Source organism: Serratia sp. 506_PEND, assembly GCF_001076875.1.
Taxonomy (GTDB): domain Bacteria; phylum Pseudomonadota; class Gammaproteobacteria; order Enterobacterales; family Enterobacteriaceae; genus Serratia; species Serratia marcescens.
In genome coordinates this window covers 1-11,648 of record NZ_JVEL01000186.1, presented here as the reverse complement: position 1 = coordinate 11,648, position 11,648 = coordinate 1, and the positions used below count along the sequence as shown (strand labels likewise).

Sequence of the window (11,648 nt, the reverse complement as noted above, 5' to 3'; positions counted from 1 at the left end):
GCTCAGGCTCAGCTGACGCTGGGTGTCCACATTGAATGGACCTTGTGGCGCCTGGCAGGGCTCATTAGCCTGTTTGGCCACCACGCGCTGCAACAGATCCGGCAGCCAGGTTTTCAGATCGCCGAAGATGCGGTCGAGATCGCTGCTGCGCATGCCCGGTTCATACAGGTTAAGCAGGGCGTCGTAACGGCTGGTGCCGGCCGCCTGCGCGCGGATCTGCGCCTCTTCCCGACTGAGCTTGACCACCTCGTGCAGATTCTCGGCGAAGCCGTCCCAATCGTTGGCCGGGCGTTGGGCGCGCCAGGCGTGTTCGCAGCGCGCGCCGGCCAGCGACTTGGCTTCGACCAGCGAGGCCGGCAGCAGCACGGCGTCTTCATACTGGCGGCGCATTTCGCGCAGGTTGGCGCGGTCGATCTCGTCCAGCGTCTCTTGCTGCGCGCGATCCAACAGCGCGCCGGTGCTTTCCGCCGTTAAAATCTGGTGCTGCAGCACGCTCAGCTCAGCCAGCGCCTCGGAACGTGCCTTGCTGCCGCCCGGCGGCATCATGGTTTGCATGTCCCAACCGGCGATGGCGGACAGGTGGCCGAAACGCGACAACCGGCTGAACAGGGCGCGCAGGTGATCGTAAGCAGACGTGTTGGAATGTGCAGATGTCATTATTATTCGGCTCCAATGAGAAGGTCTGGCGGCATTACGCCAGATCGGCTTTTAAACTGAATGTCGGCTTTACCGGCCAGCAGAAACGGAAACTGGCGCCGCCGAGCGAACTGCCTTCGACGAACACCTGCCCCTGGTAGGCGACGGCGATGGAATGGACGATGGCCAGCCCCAACCCGCAGCCGCCGGTAGCGCGATCGCGGCTGGGGTCGAGACGGACGAAAGGTTCAAACACCCGCTCGCGCTCTTCCGGCGGGATACCTGGCCCGTCATCCTCGACCTGCAAGCAGGCGAGGTCGCCGTCAAACCACAGGCCGACGCGCAGACGCTGTTCGGAGTAGCGCAGCGCGTTGTTGACCAGGTTGTCGAGCACGCGCTCCATCAGGCGCAGATCGACGCCGCCGAAGTCGCCGACGTGCGGGATATCGAGCTGGATGTCGCGTTCCTGATGAATAAGACGGATATCATCGACCTTGTCCTCGAGCCATTTTGGCAGATCGATGGGTTCAATGTTTAACGCAACCTGCGGGCGATCCAAACGGGCATAGGTCAGCAGCTCGTCGATCAGCGACTCCAGCTGGCCGATATCGCGGTTCAACGCCTGCTGCTCGCTTTCGGACAGGTTATCGCTCATTTCGAGCCGGTAACGCAGGCGCACCAGCGGCGTGCGCAGCTCGTGCGCGATGCCGTCGATCAGCTGTTTCTTGCTGGCGATCAGGGTGTTGACGCTGTCGGCCATCTGGTTGAACGCCACGCCGAGCCGGCTCAGGCTGGAGGTGGGATCGAAGTGGGTGCGTTCATCCAGGTGCCCGGCGCCGAGTCGCTGGGCGGCGTTTTCCAGCTTCAGCAGATCTTGCCAGTGCGGCCGCATCCACAGAAACACCGGCAGCGCCAGCGACATGCCGATAAACACCAGCAATACCAGATCCAGCAGGCGCATCTGGTGCAGATAGAACAGATAAGGAATGGGGCCGACCACCAACACGTAGTGGCTGCGCGGAATGCGCTGCATAAAGGTGTACTGATCGTCGAGGGCGATGATTTCCCCCAGCCGCAGCCGTTTTTTCAGATCCTCGCTCAGCTCCTGTTTGCCGAGCGGTTCGATATGCAGTTTGAACGACAGGTTGAGATCCAGCGTGGCGATGGTCTTGTTCCAGTCCTTCAGCGGGATTTCGCGCAGCTCGCTGCGCATCAGGTACAGCGAACTTTTCATCAGATCGTCCATCGACTGGCGGCCGGCGCGCTCGGCGGTCACCTTGTACACCAGGCCAACCAGCATCGCCATCACCAGAAAACAGACGAACAGCAACAGGAAGAACTGGACGAAAAGTTTTCTCATTGTTGCACCGATGCCCAGGCATTAGGGGCGAACAGATAACCTTTATTGCGCACGGTCTTGATGCGGAACGGCTCCAGCGCGTTGTCGTACAGCTTGCGGCGCAGGCGGGAGATCGCCACGTCGATACTGCGGTCCATACCGTCGTAGCTCACGCCGCGCAGGTTTTGCAGCAACGCCTCGCGATCCATGATCTGCCCGGCGTGGGTCGCCAGTTCCCACAACAAATCGAAATCCGAGGTGGACAGGGTGATCGTCTCTTCGCCCAGCGTGACCTGCCGGTTGACCGGATCGATGCACAATAGCCCAAAATGCAGCGCGTTATGCTGGGTGAGCGGCTGAACCGACTCTTCTTTTGGCTGCTGGTTGTGTTGGCGCAGGTGCAAACGCAGGCGGGCCAGCAACACCGCCGGCGGCGTGGTTTTCAGGATATAGTCGTTGGCGCCCATCTCCAGCGACAGAATATGGTTCATGTCGCTGTCGAGCGAGGTGAGCAGCACGATCGGGCCGGGGAAGGTAGGGCGCAGATCGCGGCACAGCGTCATGCCGTCTTTGCCGGGCAGCATGATGTCCAGCAGCACCAAATCGGGTTGCTCGCGCTCGATGCGCGCCTGCGCGCTGTCGCCGCGCGGTTCGATCAGCACCTCGATGTCGTGTTTGCCCAGATAGGCGGCGATCAGTTTGCCGACTTCAGGATCGTCTTCCACAAAAACAATTTTATGCATATGCCCGTGTTTTAATAAGAAAAGCGGATTTCAGCATAGCGCGGCCCACAGCGAAGCGCCATGCGGATCTTTGCCTCAGCGCAGCGGCCGCCCGCCGTCGACGCCGTGGGTGCGGCCGGTCACGTAACGGCTCTCCAGCAGGTAGTTCACCAGATTGACCACTTCGCTTTCGCCCGGCGCGACCTTCATCAGCGATTTCGCCAGCGCTTGTTGGCGGTAGGCTTCATCGTCGCCCGGATTGAAGATGATCAGCGCCGGCGCGATGGCGTTGACCTTCACCTCCGGCGCCAGCTTGCGGGCGAACGAGCGGGTCATATTGTCCAGCGCGGCCTTGCTGGCGGCGTAGGCGATATGTTTGTCGCTGCCTTTTTCCACCACGTAGTCGGTCAGATGGATAATGTCCGCGCCTGCCTGGCCCTGGCCGGTCAGGCAAGATTCGAGCAGTTGGTTGAGCAAATAGGGCGTATAGACGTGAATTTGCAGCATCGCCGCCATCACTTGCTCCGGCGGCACTTCCGCCGACTCGGCCTGCCAGGCGCTGGCGTTGTGGATCACTGCGCGCAATTTGGGCGCCACCTGCCGCACCTGGTCGGCGAAACGGTAGATGCCTTCGTGCGTGGAAAAATCGCCCTGAATGCAACTGGCGCCCAAGGCTTTCAACTCGGTCATCGCCGGATATTCGCTGCGATAGGCAATGATGACGGGAACGCCGCGCTGGAGAAACGCTCTGGCGAACGCCAGCCCGATGCGCCGCGCGCCGCCGGTAATCAGCACCGGGGCAGAGTTGGGGTGTTCCATTGATTAAAGCTCCTGGACAGACTGGCAAACAATAGGGGAATTATGCCATCATACGGCGGAAAGTCGTTAAAGCTTCGCATGATTATCCATTTCTGGATGTAAGATCCCCAATGCGTTTCAGGTTGCCGCCCGGCGGCGGCTTGAAAGACCACGGGTTAACACTGGCCATGAGAGGAATGAGGGGATGAACAGCAATCACCTTGCATCCATCGCGCGCAGTGAGAAAATCTGTTTTGACTATATGGATTTTCTGTCCGCATCGTGCAGGAAGCACTGGCGCTTTGTTGATGCTATTTATGGTGTGATGCCGATCTTCGGCATGGTGTTGAAATCGCGCGTGACCACGTCACAAACGCGCAAAGAGCAGTTGAAAGAGCTGGCGCTGCAAGTGGTGTCGACACAGGTCAGCGATGAAACCAATATCGTGCGCCTGATTGACCTGGCGCAGCAGCAGGGCCTGACGGCGTTTGATATTCAGTTGCCCTATGCGCTGGAAGCGCAACAGCTGGCGGCCATTCAAAAAGAGTGCGAGGAAGGCATTGCGATCGCCCTGGTGGGTGAGCGCATGTCCATCACCATTCCCCCTAAAAGCTGACCGGGTGTATCGACCCGGCCGCCCGTTCATGGTTAGGCAATTGACTTACCGCGATGGCCTAACCATGAATGTGAAATTTCGCGCCGCGTCACGGTCGGCGTCTAACCTTCATCCCATCATTCAATTCATTCATTGGCGGATTACCCTCCTCAGGGCGTTGTGTCGTTTTTAATGCACGGTGGCGGAATGGTTGCCAGCAGGCGCGCAGCTGCCGGTTTCCGGCAGCCGATGTTCGCGCAGCACCTGCAGCGTTTCTATTCTAAAGCGCAGCAGGTGCCGCTCGGCGGCCTGCTGCATTTGTTCGCACAGCGAGGTATCGTCCATCACCTGTTCGATGGCGAGCCGAGCCTGATGCACATGCGGCTCAATGCCGCGGAGGGGCGTTTGCCGCAGGCGCAGATGAGTAATGTTGTTGAATGTGACGATCAACGCGGCCAGGGCAGACTCGAAAATATTCAGTGCGTTAACTCTGGCGGCATATTCCACATTCAGCCAGGGTTTCTCGGCGATGATCGCCTGAGCGACGTCCAGCGCCTGCTGATAGTGCATCATCGCCAGGCGATCGCGCCGCTGATTGAATGCCGTGTTGCCCTTGGTGATCAGTGCTTCCCAAGCGGCAAACAAGGGTAATGCGTGCAGCAGTTTTTCAGCCATGAAATGCCTTCCATTTTCAGCCTGTCCAAACCCGCCTCCTGACGCCTCTCGGCGGGGGCACTCGTGTCTTACCGCTAATGCTTGGATGATAATGATAATTAATTGCATTTGAAATCGCAAGCGGAGCCACTGACGGATCAATAATGGGGAGCGGGGTAAGAGGAAGGGCGAGGAAACGAAATGCGGCTGACGGGCAGCCGCATGGGCAGGCGATTTTAGTGCAACATAAACCAGCCGGCAGGCAGCGTAGCCACCAGCAGCAAGAAGATGCTGCTTTTTTCCAGGCGATTGAGCAGATTGATATCCCGATGGCCGCGGCGGGCATACATGAACACCAACAGCCCTGGCGCATACAGCAGCACCGACATCAGCAGGTGCATCAGCCCGGAAGCATACAGCAGCCACAGGCCATAGACGCAGGCGCCGGTGGCGGCGAAGATCAGGCGTTTGTCGCGGCGGCGGTAAGCCACCTTGAACAGAAATGCGCCGACCAGGAAGTAAGGCACCAGGATCATTTCCGAAGCGATGGTCAACAGCGAGTTGTAGTTGCTGCCGGTCAGCCAGATCAGCACCAGCGCCAGCTGCACCGCGATGTTGGTCAGCCACAGCGAAGAGGACGGGGCGTGATGGCGGTTCTGCTTGCCGAACACGCGCGGAAACGCGCCGTGCTGCGCGGCCAGCAGCGGCACTTCCGCCGCCATGATGGTCCAGCTCAGGTAGGCGCCGCACACGGAAACGATCAGGCCGGCGGCGATGAGCACGTCTCCCCACGGGCCGATCAGTTCTACCATCAGCACCGCCATCGACGGATTGCGCATCTCGGCCAGTTCGCTGCGCGGCACCACGCCCAGCGACAGCAGCGTGACCATCAGATACACCGCCAGCGCCGACAGCACCGCCAGCATAGTGGCGCGGCCCACGTCTTTCTTATTGCGGGCGCGAGCGGAAACCACCACCGCGCCCTCCACGCCGATAAACACCCATAGGGTGATCAGCATGGTGTCCTTGACCTGTTCCCACACCGGTTTGCCGAGGGCGACGCCGTTGAAATCCAGTGTGAACACGTCCATTTTAAAGGCGATCGCCGCCAGAACGGCGAACATTCCCAGCGGCAACAGCTTGGCGAGGGTGGCCGCCAGATTGATGCTGGCGGCGGTTTGCACGCCGCGCAGCACCAGCGCGTGCACGATCCACAGCAGGGCGGATTCGGCGATCAGCGCCTGCCAGGTATTGCCGTCACCGAGGATAACGTTGCCGCCGCGATCGGTGAAAATGCTCAGCGCCGCGAACACGATCACCAGATACGAGACGTTGGCGATCACGGCGCACAGCCAGTAACCCCAGGCGGAGCAGAAGCCCACCAGTTCGCCGAATCCTTCTTTGGCGTAGGTGAAGATGCCGCCGTCCAGATCCGGACGCAAACGCGTAAGCAACAGCATGGCGAATGCTAAAAACAGAATGCCGACGCCGGTGATCCCCCAACCCAGCAGCAGCGCGGCGGGGCTGGCGACCTGCGCCATGTTTTGCGGCAGACTGAACACGCCGGCGCCCAGCATCGAGCTGAGCACCAAAGCGGTTAGCGCGGTAAGACCGAGTTTTTTTTCCAATGACGGATCCTGAACGCAGAATAAACAACTGGAAGGGAACTGCTTGGCTGCAACAATGTATTAACAACCACTGCGCGAATAGACAATAGCCCTAAAAATTGGCGCAAATTCTACGGAGGGATGATTAGAGATGCAATGATTGAATATGCGGAATTTACAAAAAACTATTCAACGCGCGATGGAAAAAGCGGCAATAAAAACGGGCAGCTCAAGGGCTGCCCGATGGTAAACCTAAAAACGGGTTTTATTTGAACAGATCGGCGCTGACGGTCAGGTTGCCGCCGCTCTTGTTCTGCCACTGGCGAGTGACGTGGTAGTACTTGGCGCCTTTCTCAGCCGCGCGTTTCGCCACTTCGGTGGAGACATCGGTCATGCTGTTGAAGTGGCCGGTGAAGGTGACGGAGTCGAACGGCACCATCTGCGCGGCGGTCACGTTGTTCACTTCCTGGATCTTGGTGCCGTTAGGCAGCGTGACGGTATAGCGTTGGCCGGTAGAGGACTGGGTTTCGAAGAAACGGCCCACTTCGCGGCTTGGCGAACCGGAAGATGCGACGCCAGGGATTTCGACTTTCGCGGCTGCGGCGCCGCCGGCGGCCAGCGCGGCGCGGCCGGCGTCAGAATCGGCCGGAATGGCGTCCGGGCTCTGCACGCGGCGTTTCGGCGCATCGGCCTTATAGATATAGGCGGTGACGAACTGGTTGCCGCCGGAGTTGGCGTCAACCTGGCGCACGATGAAGAAGGATGCAGCGCCTTTTTTCTTCGCTTCTTTGGAGATGGCGTCGTTGATGTCCGGCTGGCTGCGGTAGAAGCCGCTGACGCTCACGGTATCGTAAGGCTCCAGCAGGTAGGCTTCCTCTTTAGGCAGTTCATTCACGCCGTTAAATACGCGGTATTTTGGTGTTTTGCTCACTTCTGGCGCATCTTTATGATAAAGGTCTGCGGTGACGCGCCAGTTGCCGCCGTTGTTGCTGTTGTTGCTGTCCTGGATATAGAAGGAATCGGCACCCAGTTTGTCTGCACGGCGGGATACGGCGTCGACGGCTTCATTGATGGCATTGAAGCGGCCGGTAATCGTGATGCGATCAAACGGCTTCAGCGCCGCTGCTTTCTCAGGAGTTAACTCTTGCGCCGCATGAGCAGACAGCGCGGTGAGTGATAACAAGGCTGACGCGATGATCGTGGTCTTCAGCTTCATAAAAAATCCTTTCGCCTAGCGCATTAACGTTTATAACGTACTGAACTGTTTAAGTGTAATTCAGCCGTCGATTATTACATGTAATTCTGAAAACTGTCTCAGCATTTTATGTTATCCCGTGCGACAAATCGGTGACGGTGACGCGGGTCGCACGGATGGCGCCATCATCATAAGTTTCCATAATAACGGCTTGGGTGTCATTAATGTTAATTATTCACAAAATGATAACTTTTATGCTTTTCCGCCGCACGTGGCCATCAATCGTTACGCCGGTCGTAAACCTCTTGCCACGCAGAATGCGCTGTTCTGTATGGATTTTTTCACAGTAAATTGCGATTTGTCATATCACGCGCGGCGTTTTTATGTAAAAACAGGGCTGAATGCGTAAGCAATTATGGATCATCGACCTTATTTTCAGTAGGTTATAGTTGGCGTCCGAAATCAGTGCGGGCAAGTTAACGCTTCGCCCGCCTGCGGCGCCGTGCTATGGGCAGGAAAATAATAAACATCATCCAAGACAGGTGAGAAGGGAACATTATGCGTATTGGTGTACCAAGAGAGCGGTTGGCCAATGAAGCCCGGGTCGCAGCCACGCCGAAAACGGTGGAACAACTGCTGAAGCTGGGTTTTACCGTCGCGATTGAACGCGGGGCGGGCAAACTGGCCAGTTTTGAGGACGTCGCCTACGAAGCCGCCGGCGCGGCGCTGGTCGACGAAAACGAAGTGTGGCAGTCGGATCTGATCCTGAAAGTCAACGCGCCGCAAGACGACGAGATCGCCTTGATGCGCGAAGGCAGCACGCTGGTCAGCTTTATCTGGCCGGCGCAAAACCCCGAATTGATGGCCAAGCTGGCGGCGCGCAACGTCACCGCGCTGGCGATGGACTCGGTGCCGCGCATCTCGCGCGCCCAGTCGATGGACGCGCTGAGCTCGATGGCCAACATCGCCGGCTACCGCGCGATCGTCGAAGCGGCGCATGAGTTCGGCCGCTTCTTCACCGGCCAGATCACCGCCGCCGGCAAAGTGCCGCCGGCCAAAGTGATGATCATCGGCGCCGGCGTGGCCGGCCTGGCGGCGATCGGCGCTGCGGGCAGCCTCGGCGCCATCGTGCGCGCCTTCGACACCCGCCCGGAGGTGAAAGAGCAGGTGCAGAGCATGGGCGCGGAATTCCTCGAGCTGGATTTTGAAGAGGAAGCGGGCAGCGGCGATGGCTACGCCAAAGTGATGTCCGAAGCCTTTATCAAGGCCGAGATGGCGCTGTTCGCCGCACAGGCGGCGGAGGTCGATATCATCGTCACCACCGCGCTGATCCCGGGCAAACCGGCGCCGAAGCTCATTACCAAAGAGATGGTGGCGTCGATGAAGCCGGGCAGCGTGATCGTCGATCTGGCGGCGCAAACCGGCGGCAACTGCGAACTGACCGTGGCCGACACCATTACCGTGACCGACAACGGCGTGAAAATCATCGGCTATACCGATCTGCCGAGCCGCTTGCCGACCCAATCTTCGCAGCTGTACGGCACCAACCTGGTCAACCTGTTGAAGCTGCTGTCGAAAGAGAAAAACGGCGAGATTGACATCGATTTCGACGATACGGTGATCCGCGGCGTTACCGTGGTGCGCAGCGGTGAAATCACCTGGCCGGCGCCGCCGATCCAGGTCTCCGCCCAGCCGAAAGCGGCGCCCGCCGCCGCACCGGCCGCCAAACCCGAAGCCAAACCGACCTCGCCGTGGCTGAAGTATGGCCTGATGGCTCTGGCGATCCTGCTGTTCGGCTGGCTGGCGGACGCGGCGCCGAAAGAGTTCCTGTCGCACTTTACCGTGTTTGCGCTGGCCTGCGTGGTCGGTTACTACGTGGTCTGGAACGTCAGCCATGCGCTGCATACCCCGTTGATGTCGGTCACCAACGCGATCTCAGGGATTATCGTGGTCGGTGCGCTGCTGCAGATCGGTCATGGCGGCTGGGTGAGTTTCCTCTCCTTTATCGCCGTGCTGATCGCCAGCATCAACATTTTTGGTGGATTCACCGTCACTCAGCGCATGCTGAAGATGTTCCGCAAGAACTAAGGGGTAACAAATGTCTGGAGGATTGGTTACAGCTGCATACATTGTTGCCGCTATTTTGTTTATTTTCAGCCTGGCGGGCCTGTCGCGTCATGAAACGTCGAAGCAGGGCAACCTGTTCGGCGTCGCCGGCATGGCGATCGCGCTGATCGCCACCATCTTGGGGCCGGATTCCGGCAACGTCGGCTGGATCATCATCGCCATGATCATCGGCGGCTCGATCGGCGTCTATCTGGCCAAGAAGGTCGAGATGACCGAAATGCCGGAGCTGGTGGCGGTGCTGCACAGTTTCGTTGGCCTGGCGGCGGTGCTGGTCGGTTTCAATAGCTACCTGGATCACGGCGCGCCGATGGAGCCGGTGATGGCGAATATTCATCTGACCGAAGTATTCCTCGGCGTCTTTATCGGTGCGGTGACCTTCACCGGGTCGATCGTCGCCTTCGGCAAGCTGCGCGGCATCATTTCTTCCAAACCGCTGATGTTGCCGAATCGCCACAAGCTGAACCTGGCGGCGCTGGTGATCTCGTTCCTGTTGCTGGTGGCGTTCGTGCGCACCGACAGCGTGGGCTGGCAGGTGGTAACGCTGCTGCTGATGACGGCGATCGCGCTGGCGTTCGGCTGGCATCTGGTCGCCTCGATCGGCGGCGCCGACATGCCGGTGGTGGTGTCGATGCTCAACTCTTACTCGGGGTGGGCGGCGGCCGCGGCGGGCTTCATGCTGAGCAACGATCTGCTGATCGTCACCGGCGCGCTGGTGGGCTCTTCGGGGGCGATACTGTCTTACATCATGTGCAAGGCGATGAACCGTTCGTTTATCAGCGTGATCGCCGGCGGTTTCGGCAGCGACGGCTCTTCCACCGGCGACGCCGAAGAGATGGGCGAATACCGTGAAACCACGGCGGAAGAGGTGGCCGAGCAGTTGAAGAACTCCACGTCGGTGATCATCACCCCGGGCTACGGCATGGCGGTGGCGCAGGCGCAGTATCCGGTGGCGGAAATCACCGAAAAACTGCGGGCGCGCGGCGTGAAGGTGCGTTTCGGCATTCACCCGGTCGCGGGGCGCTTGCCGGGCCACATGAACGTGCTGCTGGCGGAGGCGAAGGTGCCGTACGACGTGGTGCTGGAGATGGATGAAATCAACGACGATTTCCCGGATACCGACACCGTGCTGGTGATCGGCGCCAACGACACGGTGAACCCGGCGGCGCTGGAAGATCCGCGCAGCCCGATCGCCGGCATGCCGGTATTGGAAGTGTGGAAAGCGCAGAACGTAATCGCGTTCAAACGCTCGATGAACACCGGCTACGCCGGCGTGCAGAACCCGCTGTTCTTCAAGGAGAACACCCAGATGCTGTTCGGCGACGCCAAAGACAGCGTGGAGGCGATTCTGCGGGCGCTGCAGAAGTAAAATTGGGCAACCAAAAAAACGGGCCGCTTAGCGGCCCGTTTTTTATGCGCGAAGGTTAATCTTCGTCGTCATGCTCGTCATCTTCATCCGCCTCGATCGGGCAGTTGAAGTTTTCCGGTTTAATCACCAGCAGGTCACATTTCAGATGATCGATCACATGTTCCGCGGTGTTGCCGATAAAGGCGGCTGAAATGCCGGTGCGGCCCAGGGTGCCCAGCACCACCACGCCGGCCTGCAGATGTTCGGCCAGATCGGGGATTACCTCTTCCGGCAGGCCTTTTTCCACGTGGGTGAACTCTTCCTTAATGCAGAATTTCTGCCGCAGCGCCTTCATGGCGATCAGATGTTGGCCGCGAATGGCGTCGTTGTAGACGCTCGGGTCGAAGTCGGGCAATTCGATGGCGATGTTGATCGGGGTAACGGGATAGGCGCCGACCAGGTGAACCTCGGTCTGGTTGACGTTTTGCGCCAGTTCGACGGTTTCTTGCACCAGTTTGATATTGAGCGGGTCGTGATAGGGTTCCTCGCTGGCCAGGTTGACCGCCACCAGCGCCTTGCCGCCTTCCGGCCAGGGCTGGTCTTTCACCATCCACACCGGGCAAGGGCATT

Annotated in this window: 12 protein-coding genes and 1 pseudogene; 5 read left to right on the top strand and 8 right to left on the bottom strand. The window is 59.3% G+C overall.

What is annotated here, in order from left to right:
• From ADK28_RS04565 to folM, 4 genes and pseudogenes are all read right to left on the bottom strand, one after another.
• A pseudogene (locus ADK28_RS04565) lies at positions 1-657 on the bottom strand (carboxypeptidase M32); the annotation flags it as partial.
• A gap of 34 nt (positions 658-691) precedes the next feature.
• Positions 692-1,996, bottom strand: a complete 1,305-nt coding sequence (gene rstB, locus ADK28_RS04560; protein WP_033640178.1) for a two-component system sensor histidine kinase RstB — start codon at positions 1,994-1,996, stop codon at positions 692-694.
• Positions 1,993-2,718: a two-component system response regulator RstA gene (rstA, locus tag ADK28_RS04555; protein WP_048795003.1), complete on the bottom strand. Its 726-nt coding sequence runs from the start codon at positions 2,716-2,718 to the stop codon at positions 1,993-1,995. Before rstA ends, rstB begins: the two co-directional genes overlap by 4 nt.
• A gap of 75 nt (positions 2,719-2,793) precedes the next feature.
• A complete protein-coding gene (folM, locus tag ADK28_RS04550) occupies positions 2,794-3,516 on the bottom strand; it encodes a dihydromonapterin reductase (RefSeq protein ID WP_048795002.1) in 723 nt (240 codons plus the stop codon).
• 184 nt (positions 3,517-3,700) lie between these two features.
• Here folM and ADK28_RS04545 point away from each other — a divergent pair, with 184 nt between their 5' ends.
• The gene (locus ADK28_RS04545) at positions 3,701-4,111 is read left to right on the top strand and encodes a hypothetical protein (RefSeq protein ID WP_048795001.1); all 411 of its coding nucleotides are present in this window, start codon (positions 3,701-3,703) and stop codon (positions 4,109-4,111) included.
• 168 nt (positions 4,112-4,279) lie between these two features.
• Here the strand turns inward: ADK28_RS04545 and ADK28_RS04540 are convergent, their stop codons facing one another.
• Both ADK28_RS04540 and ADK28_RS04535 read right to left on the bottom strand, forming a co-directional pair.
• Positions 4,280-4,765, bottom strand: coding sequence for a hypothetical protein (locus tag ADK28_RS04540; protein ID WP_048795000.1), 486 nt, complete (start codon positions 4,763-4,765; stop codon positions 4,280-4,282).
• Between the two features lie 215 nt (positions 4,766-4,980).
• On the bottom strand, positions 4,981-6,372 hold the full coding sequence (locus tag ADK28_RS04535) for an amino acid permease (protein ID WP_033640180.1): 1,392 nt from the start codon (positions 6,370-6,372) through the stop codon (positions 4,981-4,983).
• A gap of 120 nt (positions 6,373-6,492) precedes the next feature.
• Here ADK28_RS04535 and ADK28_RS33295 point away from each other — a divergent pair, with 120 nt between their 5' ends.
• Entirely contained in the window at positions 6,493-6,624 is a 132-nt protein-coding gene (locus tag ADK28_RS33295; RefSeq protein WP_256364569.1) for a hypothetical protein, read from the top strand.
• Here the strand turns inward: ADK28_RS33295 and ydgH are convergent.
• A complete protein-coding gene (ydgH, locus tag ADK28_RS04530; RefSeq protein WP_004938291.1) occupies positions 6,617-7,567 on the bottom strand; it encodes a DUF1471 family protein YdgH in 951 nt (316 codons plus the stop codon). The genes ADK28_RS33295 and ydgH overlap by 8 nt on opposite strands.
• Positions 7,568-7,685: 118 nt before the next feature.
• On the opposite strand from ydgH, the gene ADK28_RS31280 reads away from it, so the two are divergent.
• The 3 genes from ADK28_RS31280 to pntB all read left to right on the top strand — a co-directional run bounded on the left by ADK28_RS31280 (position 7,686) and on the right by pntB (position 11,039).
• Complete coding sequence (locus ADK28_RS31280) at positions 7,686-7,955, top strand: hypothetical protein (RefSeq protein WP_152929618.1); 270 nt, start codon at positions 7,686-7,688, stop codon at positions 7,953-7,955.
• 149 nt (positions 7,956-8,104) lie between these two features.
• Entirely contained in the window at positions 8,105-9,634 is a 1,530-nt protein-coding gene (pntA, locus tag ADK28_RS04525) for a Re/Si-specific NAD(P)(+) transhydrogenase subunit alpha (protein ID WP_028128335.1), read from the top strand.
• Between the two features lie 10 nt (positions 9,635-9,644).
• On the top strand, positions 9,645-11,039 hold the full coding sequence (gene pntB, locus ADK28_RS04520; RefSeq protein WP_033640182.1) for a Re/Si-specific NAD(P)(+) transhydrogenase subunit beta: 1,395 nt from the start codon (positions 9,645-9,647) through the stop codon (positions 11,037-11,039).
• Positions 11,040-11,094: 55 nt separating this feature from the next.
• On the opposite strand, the gene uspE is transcribed toward pntB, so the two are convergent.
• On the bottom strand, positions 11,095-11,648 hold a 554-nt coding region (uspE, locus tag ADK28_RS04515; protein WP_048794999.1), incomplete at its 5' end, for a universal stress protein UspE.